The sequence below is a fragment of the Gemmatimonadota bacterium genome (assembly GCA_009838845.1).
GTDB lineage: Bacteria > Latescibacterota > UBA2968 > UBA2968 > UBA2968 > VXRD01.
This window is the reverse complement of sequence record VXRD01000084.1, coordinates 13,162-27,682: the sequence shown is the minus strand read 5'-3', so window position 1 is coordinate 27,682 and position 14,521 is coordinate 13,162. Positions and strand designations below refer to the sequence as shown.

Below are 14,521 nucleotides of genomic sequence, written 5' to 3'. Positions count from 1 at the left end.
CCATATATCGGTGTCTTTTTTTGTGGTGCTTCACCCTTATCCGATTCGCCCCGCTTTGGAGCGTCCCCCGCGCCACAGGTCGTACTGGGGGTCTGCATACTGGTTAAAGAAGTTCTGGATGCGGTTGCGACATTCGTTGATGACTGTTGCGTGGGAGCGGTTCGCCAGGTTGTTGCGTTCTCCCGGGTCGGCCTGCATATCGTATAGCTCATCCGGGCCATCTGGGTGACGCCAGGTGTATTTCCAGCGGTCATTTCGCACCAGGCGCGTGTTTTCAAATTCGTGGAATATTTCATTATTCCAGGTCATTTCTTTTCCTATAAGTGCTGGGGCATAACTTGTGCCGGGGAGATTGGGGTTGTCGGCGATCCGTTCCCGCAATTCCAGATGGTCCAGTACGGAGGGGAAGAAATCGTAATTGCATGTTCGCCCTTCAAATACTCTGCCTGCCGGTATCCGTCCGGGCTGGCGGAATATCAGCGGGATGTGGATGGTTTCTTCATAAGTATGCAGGGGTCGGGAGTGGTCTCCCATGCCCCACATTCCGTGATGTCCGCCACACCAGCCCTGATCTGCTGTGAAAATTACCAGTGTGTCTTCTTCCAATCCGTATTCTTTTAAGGCGTTTGTTATTTCGCCTACCCCATCATCTACGCCGCTGACCGCTGCGGCATATCCGCGAATGCTTATCGGGTTGTTGATCATGTCCCGGTTGCTGCGCAGCCACGGATGCACTGGCTCTCTGGGGAAGCTCGGCAGTTCTTTGTCCGCGTAATATTCGGTATGTCGGTTGAGGTGTGTTTCCAGCATGCTTGTTCCCAGGCCATAGGGACCGTTGTACGCTACGTAGAGGAAGAATGGCTGGTGGTGGTTTTGTCGCAGGAATTTTAGGGCGTGTTCTGTTATGGCTTCGGTTGTGTATCGAGGTTCGGTATATACCCGGTTTTGCCAGATCCATTCATCGTCGTAAAATGTCGTGGTGTGTCCCTTCGGGCGGGTAAACCAGTATGAAAATCCCTCCTGGGGCCGCAGGCTGTCTCCGAGGTGCCACTTTCCGCTCAGTCCGCATACATAGCCCGCATCTGCCATGACGCGGGGGAGGTTTGCAAATTCGCGAATGGTGCAGTACGCGTCTGGTCCCATCTGAGCGTCTGGTTTTTCTCCGCCGAGGTAGCAGTGTACGCCGTGCTGAGAGGGGATCAGTCCGGTCATGAATGTGGCGCGGCTGGGCGAGCAGACCGAGTTTACGCAATAGGCGTTTGAGAACCGAATCCCTTCATCTGCAAGTCTGTCGATGTTGGGGGTTTGTATGTCCGGGTTGCCATAACAGCCCAGGGTCCATGCCCCCTGGTTGTCGGTCATGATGAATACGACATTGGGCATTAAAGGTTCCTCTTACACGTCTTTCTCGTATCGCTCATCCCCCACTTCGTCCTGCAAGCGGTGGAGTTCGTCTTTTAGTTCGGCGACTATTTCTGCGTATTCGGGATTGTGATAGACGCTGTTCAATTCATACGGGTCTTTGTCCAGATCAAATAATTCCCATTCTGGTTCTCGGGCGTCGTCCGAGGCGCCTTCCTGCCCACATCCGTCGGCGTAATAGTAGATGAGTTTGTGCCGGTGTGTTCTGACTCCGTAGTGTGCGTAGATATTGTGTCCGTTGAGGTGCATCCAGTACCGGTAATACATCGAGGCGCGCCAGTAGGCGGGGCGGTCGCCGTTTAATAGGGGGCGCATGCTGTGTCCTTGAAAATGGCTGGGGATATTTATTCCGGCATAGTCCAGGAATGTGGATGCGAAATCTACGTTGAGGATCATGTCGTCACAAACGCTACCCGCTTTGATTTCTTTGGGGTACCGGATGAGGAATGGCATGCGGAGGGATTCTTCGTACATGAATCGCTTGTCGTACCAGCCGTGGTCACCCAGGTAAAAGCCCTGGTCCGATGTATAGACGACGATGGTGTTGTCGGTTAGTTCTTCTTCGTCCAGGTAGTCCAATACGCGGCCGACATTGTCATCGACGGATGCTACGCAGCGCAAGTAGTCTTTGATGTAGCGCTGGTATTTCCATTTCATGTCTTCTTCGGGGGTCAAGCCTTCGGGTACGGGCTGTTTCAGATCGCGGGGGTTCAGGTCCCGGTTGACGCGCATTTCCGCCTGCGATGCCGCTGTGGCGCGGTTGCTGTAATCGTCCCACAGTGTTTCGGGTTCGGGGATGTCGATGTCTTCGTACATGTCCGCGTGTTTGTCGTCTGGCTCCCAGGGACGATGGGGTGCTTTGTGGTGATACATGAGCATGAAGGGTCTGTTTTTGTCGCGGTCTTTTAGCCAGTCCAGCGCGAGGTCGGTTATGATGTCTGTGGTGTATCCCTCGTAGTGGACTTCTTTGCCCATGTCGTACATCATGGGGTTGTGATACGCGCCTTGGCCGGGGAGTACGTTCCAGTAGTCAAATCCGGTGGGGTCATTGTGTCCGCCGTGCCCGAGATGCCATTTGCCTACCATTGCGGTTTGATAGCCCGCGGCTTGCAGGAGTTTGGGAAATGTGACCTGTCGTCCATCCAGGTTTGTGCGCAATGTGGTGACGCCGTTGACGTGATTGTACGTGCCGGTCAAGATTACCGCCCGACTCGGCGCGCAGATCGAGTTGGTGCAAAAGCAGTTGTTAAAGCGCATGCCGCCTTCTGCTATGCGATCCAGATTGGGCGTTTCGTTAATCCGACTGTTATAACAACTCATGGCATGCGATGCATGGTCGTCGGTCATGATAAATAGAATATTGGGTCTTTCGCTCATGTGCGCTCCTTTTGGTTGTGGTTTTTTAATTCAACCGAGCAATGAGGTCAGAAGGCACGGATGCGACGTGGATTTGGGGATGGCCCGAGCGGTCCGAGTTGAAGACGAGCCATTTGAGGTCGGGAGAGAGATAGGGATGCCCGTGTGTGTTTTGCTCGGTGCTCATGGATGTGTGCGCTTCGCATACGACCGCGGTTTTGCCGGTCTGGATATTGCCGACGATGAGTTTGCTGGCGCCCTGCCAGTCGTCGCAGAAGAAGTATTGACCACACGGAGAGGTGCCGACGTGGTTGAAGCGATAGCCCGGCGTGCCGACGCGCTCTGGGGGTTTGTTTGCCGATACTTTGACGAGGTTGCCCTTGTCGGGTGCGTACTCACCTTCTGCGCGGACGGATAGGAGGATTTCATTTGCGCCCGCGATCCAGGCTTCGTGTCCGGTGATGCTCGGCGTATGGGGTAGTCCGACCTGAAGGCGCGTGACTTTGCCGTCGGGTATATCGACGAGGTATTCGGTGGCGCCTTCGTCGCCGACGAGTTTGAGGCGGGTGCCATCGGGTTTAAATTCGCAGCCCCGGTTGTGCTGAACCATAATTTGTTTGCCTTCTGTGGGTTCAAATTGCGTGTGTGGATTGCAGATGTCGGGGTCGGTGTTGATGATTTCTCGCGTTCCCTTTTCGAGATCGACGAGTTCAATGCCAAACATTTTGGGGTGATAACTGATGGTGACGCCATAGGCGTAATAGCGTTCATCGGGCGATAGGGTGCCCAGGCCGCGCGTTTGAAGGTCTTCGGGAAATTCATGGATGACGCGCTGTTTGCCCGTGCGCAGGTCAACGCGCACAAGTTCCTGGCATTTGTTGGGAATGACGCGCTTATAAAAGAAGATGCCGCTGTGGGTCATGCCAGGTCCGCCCAGACCGCAACCGATTATTTCGGTTTTCCATGTGCCAAATTCGCAGGCGATGTATTCGGTGGTGTTGGGCGCGGTGTCTGAATTTTTTTGTTCATAGACAAAGACACGCGAGTCAGCAGAGCAGTAGGGCAGTTCGCAGTAGATGTTGGATTTTTCAAGTTCGTCTGTGGTCACCTGTGTGAGTGCCACGCCATTGGACATTTCGCCGAGTTCGATAGACATTGTTTTTCTCCTTTTCACACGGCACTTAAGAGCCACTGATGTGCCAGATGCCAGTCTTCGATGTGGTTGAGTACGACGGCTGAGGATATGTCGCCACATCCCACGGTTGCGCGGATTTCTGCGCGTTTGGCGTCGTTGTGGATGCGATTGCACAAGTAGTCGTTCCATTCGTCAACGGCTTGTACGGGAATTTGACCGCCGCACTGTTCGAGTACCCAGCCTTCAAATTCGAGATAGGATGGGAGGTTTGTGCGGATGTGGTTTAATGTGGCGTCGATGCCCAGATTTAATGCGCGCAGTACGCGGGGGTCCAGGCCGCTCTCTGTCATGTCGGGATAGTCGGGGTGTAGCAGGCCTTTTGCGCGGAGGAGGATTTTGTACCAGGTGCGGGGCAATTGGCGCACGCCGAGGGGTCCGAAGTCGATTGTGGCGATGAGGGGGACGATGTTTCCGCGCAGTTCGGACAGGTCGCGCTTGTAAAATAACTGCATATCCTGAAGGCAGTTGAGTACGGTTGCAGAATCAATGCCCGCATCCCGAGGCAGGCCCGTGTCTGTGTACGTTTCTTCGATTTTTTCCCCGCGGTGTCGCCGTGCGCGGATAAACGCGTTCCATCGGACGATGGCGTCTTGCTGTTCAAAGCCCCAGAAGTCGTCGCCTCTCTGTTCGAGTATCCAGGCTTCAAAATTGAGGTATGAGGGCATGTTTTCGCGCAAGTAGGCCAATGTGGTGTCGATATCCAGGTTTAATGCGCGCAGTACGCGGGGGTCGAGGCCATTATCCGTCATGTCGGGATATTCGTCGTCTAAAATACCGGCGTTGCGCGTGAGGACTTTCCACCATGTGCGGGGCAATTGACACGCGCCGAGCGGGCCAGAGGCGAGGTTGCTGATGAGGGGGACCATAGTATGCTCCTTGTTAATTGATGAGGGATTTCAAATAGTTGCCCTGGGAACTGATTTTTTCTTCGTCATCGCCGGGACCAAATTCTTCGAGTGAGATATAACCCCGATATCCGACGTCTTTGAGGTCCTGGATAATTTGGGGAATATCTGCCATGCCTTCTCGCAGGTCGCTAAAATCCCATTCCCATTGCATGCTTCCGGTCTCGTCGCGCTCGGTTTGCACGGGTGTGGCATTGCCGATGTGTACATGGGCGAGATACGGGCCGAGTAGTTCGAGGCCCATTTTGCTGTCTTCAAGTCCCACGCGGATCATGTTGGGCACATCCCAGATGGCACCGATGTGATTGGGATCGAGATTTTCTAAGAGGGCGATGGTGCGAGATGCGCTCACAGCGATGGTGCCAACGTGAATTTCATAGATGATTTTGACGCCGTAATCGCGCGCCATTTCAACGAGGTCGGCAAAACCGATACGCGCTTTGAGGAATTGGGGAATATAGGGCGCCTGGCGGTCGTGGCTCTGGGCACCAACGCGAATGAGGGGTGGGTTATCGGAGTCGATTGCACGCGCGCCTTTGAATATTTTTTCGATGATATCAGTCCGATCATAAGTGAAATTGGATGCGAGGGTGCAAACGCGCACGCCGGTTTGGTTTGAGAGGTCGCGTATCTGCGCTGCCTTGTCCAGGATATTGTCCGGGCTGACATCCGTGAGGTGGCGTCCCCAATAGAACAATTCGGCATTGGGGTCTTCGGGATTGTATCGGCAGCGGAGTTCAATGCCTTCGTAACCGTGTTTTTCCAATTTTTTGAATGTGGTTTCCAAATCCCATCGGGGAAGCATGACAGAGGTGAGTGAAAGTTTCATCGTGTCTCCTGATAGTTTGATTGCATCGTTGGTTCAATCTACGGATTTTATCCTGTATATCCTTTAATCCGGCACATCCTGATCAGAATTTGGAACTTTGGCGACATAAGTCCATGACGCGCATGAGTTCGCGCGATTCTTCTATGCGTATATAGGGCGTGGCGTTGTTGACGATTACGTCGTAGATGTTGGCGTAGAAGTCGCGCTGTTTGTCCCGGGTAATGGGGATGTCTTCTTCCCGCCAGGGCAGTCGGTCCCGGTTGTCGTAGCTGCGTTCGGGGGCTGCGCCTTCGACGATGTTTAGCGGGGGTGCTTCTGCGGGGTCGTAATATCGTACTTTGAATACGTTGTCCTCGCGAATGGCTGTGCCGTATTTTCCACAGATATGCCAGAGGGGCATGATATGGGCAGTGGCCTGATTGATCTGTACGTCTAAGAGTTGTCCAGATTCTTTTTTCACCCAGGCTTTGACTACGTCGTCGGCATCCCCCCGGGTGGCTATTGCCCAGCGTTTGCAATCGACTTCTGTGATTGCCGAGTCGTCCGAGAGATAGATGAGTTGGTCGAGGTAATGCGCGCCGTAGTTGTTGAGCATGCCGCCGCCGTTTTTTCGCAAGCTCTGCCAGTCGTTTCGGCGCACATAGCGATATACGCCCCGGTGTATGAAGTAGATAGGTCCCAGCATGCCGCTTTGAATAATTTCTCGCGCGGTTTGCGTTTCGGGTGTGAGGCGGTGGGGTTGATAGAGAAAGATGCGGCGGTTATTTTTTTGGGCCTGGGCGATCATGCGATCTGCCGAGGCGAGGGAGGTGGTCATGGGTTTTTCGAGGATGACGTGACAACCTTCGTTGAGGGCGCGAATGGTCATGTCTTCGTGCAATGTGGTCGGTGTGGCAATGGCGACCACGTCGGGCAATGGGCCGGACCAGAGAGATTCAAAATCGGTGTGGGTTTCACAACCCGCTGCTGCGCGTGCTTCGGATAAGCGTTCGGGCAGGGGATCGACAACAGCGGTGAGTTCAAATTGGTTGGATGAGAGGGCTTGCTGAAAGTGAAATCGCCAGCCGATGCGACCCAGTCCGACGATGGCGATTTTTGTGGTTTGGTTCATTGACTTAGCTCCATTCTGTATCTATATTCTCCAAACTTTGACGCAGGCGATTGAAGTTAAAATAACCATGTAGATTGCCAAATGTCCACTACATTTCCCGGTGGTTTTGAATGGATAATAAAGATATTGCCGCGGCTTTGGAAGAGATGACTACGCTGATGGAACTGAATGGCGAGAATGCGTTTCGCATTCGGTCTTATGTCAATGCAGCGCGGCAGATTGAACTGTTGCAAGAGTCCGCTTCGGATTTGAGCGCGCGCGGTGAATTGGAATCTGTGCGCGGTATTGGCGCGAAGATGGCGGCAAATATTGCAGTACTTATTGATACGGGGCAGTTGCCGGGTATGGGCGATTTGCGTTCCGCTCTGCCCGAAGGGCTATTGGAGATGATTGAGGTGCCCGGTTTGGGCGCGAAGCGGGTGCGGTCTATTTACGAGCAATTGGGTATTGCCGATGTGGATGCGCTGGCAAAAGCCTGCGAGGCGGGTGAGGTCGAAAAATTGCGCGGGTTCGGGAAGAAGACCGCTGAGAGTATTTTGCATGGGGTGTCTTATTTGCAGCAACATCGCGGGCGTTTTTTGAGCCGCACGGCGCAGGATGAAGCAGAGGCGTTGCGCGCTTATCTGTCGGATCAACCGGGGGTGATGCGTCTATCGGTGGCGGGCAGTGTGCGGCGATGTATGGAGACGAGCAAGGATGTGGATATTGTTGCGAGCGCGAAAGACGGGCGCGCGCTTGCCGAGGTTTTTGTCGCGTATCCCGGTGTGGCAGAGGTTACGGGTCGCGGCGAAATAAAGGTGAGTGTTGTGCTGGATTCGGGTATGCGCGCGGATTTGAGGATTGTGCCGGATGCGGCGTTTCCCTATGCATTGCACCATTTTACGGGGAGCAAAGAACACAATACCGCGATGCGGCAGCGAGCAAAAGACCGGGGTATGAAGCTCAATGAATACGGTTTGTTCAAGGGAGATGAAAACGCGGTTTGTGCTGATGAGCGCGCGTTATTTGGTGCATTGGGTTTGCATTATATTCCGCCTGAGTTGCGCGAGGGACGGGATGAGATTGAACGCGCAGCACAAGGATCGTTGCCGGAGTTGGTCGCGCAATCCGATCTGAAGGGTACGCTTCATGTGCATACGACGTATAGCGATGGGCGGCATAGTGTGGAGGATATGGCACGGGCGGCAAAGGCGCTGGGTTATGCGTATATCGGTATTTGCGATCACAGCAAGGCCGCGGCTTATGCCAATGGGCTGAATGAAGATCGCGTTCGGTTGCAGTGGGATGAGATCGATCGGATCAACGATGCGGTGGAGGATATTCGGGTGTTGAAGGGTATTGAGGTGGATATTTTGAGCGATGGGGGGTTGGATTTCGACGATGAATTTTTATCCGAGTTTGATCTGGTGGTTGCGTCTGTGCATTCGAAGTTTTCAATGACTGAAACAGAGGCTACGGATCGGTTGATTCGCGCGGTTCAGAATCCCCATGTCGATATTTTGGGGCATCCGTCAGGCCGTTTGTTATTGTCTCGTGAGGGCTATCCGCTCGATATGAAGGCTGTGATTGACGCTGCGGCCGAGGCGCGTACGGCAATTGAGATCAATGCCAATCCCGCGCGTTTGGAGTTGGATTGGCGATTTTTATCTTATGCGCGGGAGAAGGGTGTGCAAATTCCGATTAATACAGATGCCCACAGTACCGAGGGACTGAAAGATATGTGCTTTGGGTTGGGGATTGCCAGAAAGGGTGGTCTGACGGCTGATGGTGTGCTCAATGCGCTTTCTGTAGAAGATTTTTTGGCTGCGCTTGGGGGATAGAATACCTGGGATTGCGATTTACTTTTGTTTTGGAAGACTTGACATTATTTTGCCTCTGACATATAATTGCGGACAAATTTATGGGAGCAGATTTCTGGGAAATAAAAAAAGGACCAATAGGTAATGACAAAGCATGAACCTTTGAGTGATGAACAGTTCGCGTTTTATAAAAAAATTTTGACTGAGCGCAAGCGCGAGTTGCTCAAGCAGGTGCTCAGTCAAGATGAAGATCTCGATGAAATTAGAGGCGATGTCGCAGCCGATCCTCTCGATGCGGCGGGCAATGCGTCGTCGCTGGAGTTGATGACGACGCTGGGCAATCACGAGCGGCTCGAATTGGCAGAGATTGACAATGCCTTGCAAAAAATTGAAAATGGTTCTTATGGATTCTGCGAGGAATCCGGCGAACCGATTCATCCGATGCGGCTCGAGGCGATGCCCACGGCGCGTTATACGGTGCAGGTTCAGGAACGGCTCGAGCGCACACCCCAACAGCGTAGTCGGCCCCGCCGCCGCGCTTTGAAGCGCGAGGATTTGCCCATTTCTACAGATGACGATGAGTGACTTTGAAATTTGCAAGTGATTATTCCATGGCCGTCAGGATATACCTGGCGGCTTTCTCTTTGGGGAGGATCCATGTCCGAATCATTGTTCAGCGATGCCAGCCAACGGCTTGATGAAGCTCTGGCTTATGCTTCTATTTCCGAGGAAGCCATTGAGCGGCTCAAATTGCCCAGGTCGAGTTTGAAAGTTTCTATTCCGGTGCGGATGGATAACGGCGAGTTGGGTATTTTTCCGGGGTACCGGGTGCGCTACGACGATACGCGGGGTCCCACCAAAGGGGGTATTCGCTTTCATCCAGATGTGTCTATTGACGAGGTGCAATCCCTGGCTTTTTGGATGACTTTCAAGTGTGCGGTGGCCAATTTGCCTTTCGGTGGGGGCAAAGGCGGTATAACGGTTGATCCCAAGTCGCTGTCCCCTTTTGAACTGGAACGGCTTAGTCGGGGGTATATCGACGCGGTGGCCGATTTTATTGGTCCGGATGTCGATATTCCAGCTCCGGATGTTTATACCAATGAGATGATTATGGGCTGGATGGTGGATCAGTATAGCATTATTACGCGGCAGATTGCGCCTGCGGTGATTACTGGCAAGCCTTTGACTATGGGGGGGAGTCTCGGCAGGGATAAGGCGACTGCTATGGGCGCCTTTTTTACGATGGAGGCGACTTTGCCCAGGCTCGGGTTGAGTGGCTCGCCCGCTACGACGACTGTGGCAGTGCAGGGTTTTGGCAATGCCGGGGCTATTATTGCCGAGTTGCTTTTTAACGCCGGTTATAAGGTTGTGGCGGTGAGTGACTCTCAGGGCGGGATATATCGGCGAGAGGGTCTCGATATTCCCAGTGTGCGTCAGTTCAAGGATTCGACCCGCGCGCTTAAAGCCGTTTATTGCGAAGGTAGTGTGTGCAATGCGGTTGATCACGAGACGATTACCAATGAGGAATTGCTCACGCTCGATGTCGATATTCTGGCGCCAGCGGCGCTGGAGAACCAGATTACAGCGTCGAATGCCCGCGATATTAAGGCGCGGGCGGTGTACGAACTGGCAAATGGTCCGACGACTCCGGAGGCGGACGAGATTTTGCGTGGGCGAGATGTGGTGGTGTTTCCCGATATTCTGGTCAATGCCGGTGGGGTGACTGTGAGTTATTTTGAGTGGGTGCAGAATCGCCAGGGTCTTTACTGGACTCTGGACGAGGTCAATCAGCGGCTGAAACAGAAGATGGTCGAGGAGACGGAACGCGTTTGGGATATTGCCCAGACACAGGGTATTTCCCAGCGTACGGCGGCTTATGTGCATGCTTTGAACCGAATCGGCGATGCGGTGCAAGCCAAGGGTACCAAGAGCTATTTCACGGGTGGGAGTGATTGAGATAAAAGTCCAATCTGTTGGGAATTGAGATGTGGAGATTGCACTATGAGCTATCCGCAGATGGAAAGGCAACTTGCTCTGATAGGGATGTTGGGAATGATGAAAAGGAGATTGAATTATGAATGCTGGAGAGCATGAAAACAGAAAAAGAGGGTTTTGGAAAAAATGGCCCTGGTTGGTCAAGATTATTGTCCTTATTTGGATGTTATTACCGTTAATTCTACTGTACTGGAACCCAAATTGGATCAGTTCATGGCAGGAAGAAGGATCGCCGCAAAATTTATTCAACCATGTGCGGACAATTATGCTGGTCCTCGCAGCTTGGTATGGTGTGCCTTTTCTGGTCTGGCGCACAATACTCGCGGACAAGCAAACACAAATCAGTCAAGAAAGCCATTACACCGAGCTTTTCACCAAAGCAGTGGAGCAGCTTGGCGCAGTCCGTGAAGTACCTGGCAAGGAGCCTGAACCTGCCCTTGAAATACGGATCGGCGCAATCTATTCCCTGGAACGGCTTGCAAAGGACAGCGAGCGTGATTATGGCCCCATCATTGAAACACTCGCCGCCTATATCCGCGAGCACTGCCGCGATCCAAAACCTTTTAATGACGATGACTCGAGCGGGGAAGAATTCAATCGGGCATGGCAAGAGTGGATTGAGTCCCTGAGTAAAAATCCTCCAGCGGATCGCTCCGATGTGGCAGCGGTCTTGATAGTACTGAGCCGTCGGGAACAGAACCGCCACTGGACCAGCACGAGCGAAAATGAGACCCAACCGGACTTCACCGGGGTAAACTTTCAGGGGGCGACGCTCTGGAACAAGAGCGGGGGGCTTGCACGTAAAGGCACTAATCTAAGATTGGCCGATCTATCGGGTGCTAACCTTTCGAACGTAGTCTTTTGGGAAGCCAATCTCAATCTATCTAATGCTGACCTTTTGGGAGCCGATCTATCTAATGCTCGCCTTTGGAGAGCCAATCTATCGGGTGCTAACTTTTCGAAAGTTGGTCTATTGCAGGCATTCCGTTATGAAGTCCGCCCCCAAGATTCAAAAGGTTTAAAGACCGAGATGCTCAAAGAAGCATTTGGAGATGAAAAAACATCCCTGCCCAATGACGTGATTCGGCCCCCGCACTGGGGAAGTCGAGAGGAGGCTATTAAACAATGGCAGAAGTTTTGGGGGATGTAGGGGATGCTGGTCCAGTTGGTCTGAGAGTATCTATGGCAGTGGCTTACCCACAATGCGCTACGCCATTCTTCTTGCCCAATGCGTGTAGAGCACGCAAAAGCGGGTTGACACCACTGGGTGTATTGGGATATATTTTTTAGCACAGGACGACACCTGACAAGTTGTGATTACAGATATTTCTATGTTAGTATAAAACAAAATAAACTATGGCTACGAGTCCAATTACAAATGCGAAGCTACCTGCTAAGATGACACCGCTTTGGGTCATTTCTCTCTTTGTGTTTCTCACCGAAGTCATTGCGGGAATCGCCGCTACTCAGACGACGGACAATCTCCAGGCTGCACTCGTATGGTGACGCATGATATTCATCTGTTACTCTTGGCGTGACGCCGAAGTCGTCCATTTGAAGATTATCTGATGCCAAAACTCAAAGATTCCAGGTATGCAGATGAGTATATTGATGTCGCCCTGGAGACTTATGACGAAGACCAGAATCTGGATGCCTTACTGCTCATTTTACAAAGTGTTGTTCGGACACAGGACGAAGACAAAAAGGTGACAGAGAAAATTTATGTTGAAAGAATCTTCAGGCCCCTGCTATAAGTACGCTCTGGAATATCTTGGTCTTTCTACTCAGGAGGTAGCGACCGATTCATCGGCACTGCACCAATTTGTCGTAAATGAGGCGTCCGATTAGTTGGTTGTACTTGCGATATTTGTAGAATAAAAAAGGGAGATACCAAGCGGTATCTCCTTTCTGTATTTCATCTGCTCTTTCAGCGCGTGTCCTGGGGCTTTTGGCACGCGCATTTGGACGCGATTAGTCTCCGTTGCTGCGCTCGCCAAACATGTAGCCCAATATCAGGGTTACGAGGGGAACGATGATCTCCCAGTATTCTTTTGGGGTCACGCTAAGGGCATTGGGATCCTCATAAGGCAGAAATATCATTACAATCCCGGATAGCAATAGCACAATGAGTAGAAAGCCTGAGATATTGAATGGGGCGTTTGCTCTGTTGCCGAAAAACCTCCTCAACCAACCAGGTTTAAGCTCCTTTATAATTTATTTTTTTCTTGGGGTCATCGTCTGTCTATCCTTTTCATTAGATTCAGAACTTTTTGAGAGATTCGTCAAAGCATTCGAAGAGTTTATCTCCCTCTTCGGAAGAAACATCTTTGGGATCTTCATTTTTTGAAAAAATGTACCCAAACTCGTCCTCTGCCAATAAATGGTCAATGGTCTTACAGATGGTCTTTTCGGTCAGGCTTTCGACAATTATCATGTCAGATGCCCCAAAATACAGGCCATCCGCACACTCTCCAGTTTTTTTATACCGCCTCATCAAGGCTTCGATATTACGAAGGGTAAAGAAGACAGCAGAGAAACGCTCGCCATTGGGAAAGGTGACTTGAACATCGACGTTATCGTTGTTGGAACCCAGGGGCGCAATCCCGCGATAAATCGTCAATTTGTACTTGTCACGTTGAACAATCGTGTAAGGCTTATCCATCGCTATTGACCTCCAAAACGCTGTAAAACTTCATTGACCACCCTCTGTTGGTTGTCTTTGCCAGAGACGCCTAAAATCTCAGTCTGGCCTTCTCTGATTCTCCAATAGACCCTTGCACCCCCACGGGTACGCGATTCGGCAATACCCCCTCCAATGTATTTATTGCCTATACCCGGGTTCATATTTCCCTTTTTTAGCTGATCGGTAATTTTCTTAATTTCTCCCTGGAGAGATTTTAGCGTTTTTCTACCTTCACGGATTAATAAGGGGCTTTCAGAGATTCGATTGATTAGCATGATTCAAACCACAGCTTTCCAAGCCTGACTAATTCAAAATATGCGTAAATAGGGGTCATCGTCTGTCTATCCTTTCCCTATTATAGCAATTATGGCGGATTACAAGGGTGATGTCAAGAATTGAATAAAATAAGGAGATACCAGACGGTATCTCCTTTTTCTTTTTTTTAAATGGTGGGTCAGGTGCGGATTTCTTGAAGGATGTGGCGGCAGCCGTAGAGGTAGATGCCCGTGTCAACGGAGAGCGAGATGTAGCCCACGCCCGCGTCGATCCAGCGGTTGGCGGCTTCGGGAGAGTCGGCAAATGTGCCGACGGTGAGTCCGGCGTCGTTGATTAAGTTTGCGGCTTCGCGCATTCGGTCAACCACGCGCGGGTCGTTGACCTGGCCGGGTATGCCGAGAGATTGCGACAGGTCATAAGGTCCCAGGAAGATGACGTCGAGACCTGGAACGGAGATGATTTCTTCGAGGTTTTCAAGGCCTTCTACGCCTTCGATGTGGATGAGTATCATCGATGAGGCATTGAGGCGTTCAAATATGGCGCCACCATCTGCAAAATAACGGGCTGCTCGGGTATAGGGCGAGACGCCCCGCATGCCCAGCGGTGAGTATTTGGCTGCCCGCACAACGGCTTCTGCATCGGCTTTGTTGCAGATTTGCGGTACCTGTACGCCGCCAGCGCCTATGTCGAGGGCGCGCAGGATCTGTGCGGGATCGTTTTCTCGCACTCTGACTATGGGCGTGATATCGACGCCGTGTGCAACGCGGCAGAGGTCTTCGCAGGTGGGAATGTCGAGCGGCCCGTGTTCGGTGTCGAGGATGACAAAGTCAAATCCGCTGTATGCCGCGATTTCGATGAGCGCGCCAGAGCTGAGGTTGACGAAGGGTCCGATGGCAACGCCGCCATTGGAGAGTTTGTTTTTCAGCAGGTTTTCGGCCATTTTGGAACTC

At 52.0% G+C, this 14,521-nt stretch carries 13 protein-coding genes; 5 read left to right on the top strand and 8 right to left on the bottom strand.

Annotation, left to right across the window (positions count from 1 at the left end; translation table 11 throughout):
* Positions 1 to 36: 36 nt before the first annotated feature.
* The 6 genes from F4Y39_10810 to F4Y39_10785 form a co-directional block, all read right to left on the bottom strand.
* On the bottom strand, positions 37 to 1,383 hold the full coding sequence (locus F4Y39_10810) for a sulfatase-like hydrolase/transferase (protein ID MYC14204.1): 1,347 nt from the start codon (positions 1,381 to 1,383) through the stop codon (positions 37 to 39).
* 12 nt (positions 1,384 to 1,395) lie between these two features.
* Positions 1,396 to 2,799 (bottom strand): sulfatase, encoded by a 1,404-nt coding sequence (locus F4Y39_10805; protein MYC14203.1) that lies wholly within the window; start codon positions 2,797 to 2,799, stop codon positions 1,396 to 1,398.
* 25 nt (positions 2,800 to 2,824) lie between these two features.
* A complete protein-coding gene (locus F4Y39_10800) occupies positions 2,825 to 3,934 on the bottom strand; it encodes a hypothetical protein (GenBank protein MYC14202.1) in 1,110 nt (369 codons plus the stop codon).
* 14 nt (positions 3,935 to 3,948) lie between these two features.
* A complete protein-coding gene (locus tag F4Y39_10795) occupies positions 3,949 to 4,839 on the bottom strand; it encodes a hypothetical protein (protein MYC14201.1) in 891 nt (296 codons plus the stop codon).
* A gap of 13 nt (positions 4,840 to 4,852) precedes the next feature.
* Positions 4,853 to 5,707, bottom strand: a complete 855-nt coding sequence (locus F4Y39_10790) for a sugar phosphate isomerase/epimerase (protein MYC14200.1) — start codon at positions 5,705 to 5,707, stop codon at positions 4,853 to 4,855.
* 82 nt (positions 5,708 to 5,789) lie between these two features.
* Positions 5,790 to 6,818, bottom strand: coding sequence for a Gfo/Idh/MocA family oxidoreductase (locus tag F4Y39_10785; GenBank protein MYC14199.1), 1,029 nt, complete (start codon positions 6,816 to 6,818; stop codon positions 5,790 to 5,792).
* Positions 6,819 to 6,928: 110 nt separating this feature from the next.
* Here F4Y39_10785 and polX point away from each other — a divergent pair, with 110 nt between their 5' ends.
* From polX to F4Y39_10760, 5 genes are all read left to right on the top strand, one after another.
* Positions 6,929 to 8,638 (top strand): DNA polymerase/3'-5' exonuclease PolX, encoded by a 1,710-nt coding sequence (gene polX, locus F4Y39_10780; GenBank protein MYC14198.1) that lies wholly within the window; start codon positions 6,929 to 6,931, stop codon positions 8,636 to 8,638.
* Positions 8,639 to 8,761: 123 nt separating this feature from the next.
* Positions 8,762 to 9,202 (top strand): TraR/DksA family transcriptional regulator, encoded by a 441-nt coding sequence (locus F4Y39_10775; protein MYC14197.1) that lies wholly within the window; start codon positions 8,762 to 8,764, stop codon positions 9,200 to 9,202.
* A gap of 72 nt (positions 9,203 to 9,274) precedes the next feature.
* On the top strand, positions 9,275 to 10,573 hold the full coding sequence (locus tag F4Y39_10770; GenBank protein MYC14196.1) for a Glu/Leu/Phe/Val dehydrogenase: 1,299 nt from the start codon (positions 9,275 to 9,277) through the stop codon (positions 10,571 to 10,573).
* A gap of 118 nt (positions 10,574 to 10,691) precedes the next feature.
* Positions 10,692 to 11,762: a pentapeptide repeat-containing protein gene (locus tag F4Y39_10765; protein ID MYC14195.1), complete on the top strand. Its 1,071-nt coding sequence runs from the start codon at positions 10,692 to 10,694 to the stop codon at positions 11,760 to 11,762.
* A 418-nt stretch (positions 11,763 to 12,180) separates the two neighbouring features.
* Complete coding sequence (locus F4Y39_10760; GenBank protein MYC14194.1) at positions 12,181 to 12,366, top strand: hypothetical protein; 186 nt, start codon at positions 12,181 to 12,183, stop codon at positions 12,364 to 12,366.
* Between the two features lie 506 nt (positions 12,367 to 12,872).
* Here F4Y39_10760 and F4Y39_10755 read toward each other — a convergent pair.
* Positions 12,873 to 13,274, bottom strand: coding sequence for a hypothetical protein (locus F4Y39_10755; protein MYC14193.1), 402 nt, complete (start codon positions 13,272 to 13,274; stop codon positions 12,873 to 12,875).
* A 475-nt stretch (positions 13,275 to 13,749) separates the two neighbouring features.
* A complete protein-coding gene (locus F4Y39_10750; protein ID MYC14192.1) occupies positions 13,750 to 14,511 on the bottom strand; it encodes an aldolase in 762 nt (253 codons plus the stop codon).
* Positions 14,512 to 14,521 lie beyond the last annotated feature (10 nt).

Excerpts from the sequence above, each read along its gene's own strand:
- F4Y39_10810 (MYC14204.1), bottom strand. The coding sequence starts at position 1,383 with ATGCCCAATGTCGTATTCATCATGACCGACAACCAGGGGGCATGGACC.
- F4Y39_10805 (MYC14203.1), bottom strand. The coding sequence starts at position 2,799 with ATGAGCGAAAGACCCAATATTCTATTTATCATGACCGACGACCATGCA.
- F4Y39_10800 (MYC14202.1), bottom strand. The coding sequence starts at position 3,934 with ATGTCTATCGAACTCGGCGAAATGTCCAATGGCGTGGCACTCACACAG.
- F4Y39_10795 (MYC14201.1), bottom strand. The coding sequence starts at position 4,839 with ATGGTCCCCCTCATCAGCAACCTCGCCTCTGGCCCGCTCGGCGCGTGT.
- F4Y39_10790 (MYC14200.1), bottom strand. The coding sequence starts at position 5,707 with ATGAAACTTTCACTCACCTCTGTCATGCTTCCCCGATGGGATTTGGAA.
- F4Y39_10785 (MYC14199.1), bottom strand. The coding sequence starts at position 6,818 with ATGAACCAAACCACAAAAATCGCCATCGTCGGACTGGGTCGCATCGGC.
- polX (MYC14198.1), top strand. The coding sequence starts at position 6,929 with ATGGATAATAAAGATATTGCCGCGGCTTTGGAAGAGATGACTACGCTG.
- F4Y39_10775 (MYC14197.1), top strand. The coding sequence starts at position 8,762 with ATGACAAAGCATGAACCTTTGAGTGATGAACAGTTCGCGTTTTATAAA.
- F4Y39_10770 (MYC14196.1), top strand. The coding sequence starts at position 9,275 with ATGTCCGAATCATTGTTCAGCGATGCCAGCCAACGGCTTGATGAAGCT.
- F4Y39_10765 (MYC14195.1), top strand. The coding sequence starts at position 10,692 with ATGAATGCTGGAGAGCATGAAAACAGAAAAAGAGGGTTTTGGAAAAAA.
- F4Y39_10760 (MYC14194.1), top strand. The coding sequence starts at position 12,181 with ATGCCAAAACTCAAAGATTCCAGGTATGCAGATGAGTATATTGATGTC.
- F4Y39_10755 (MYC14193.1), bottom strand. The coding sequence starts at position 13,274 with ATGGATAAGCCTTACACGATTGTTCAACGTGACAAGTACAAATTGACG.
- F4Y39_10750 (MYC14192.1), bottom strand. The coding sequence starts at position 14,511 with ATGGCCGAAAACCTGCTGAAAAACAAACTCTCCAATGGCGGCGTTGCC.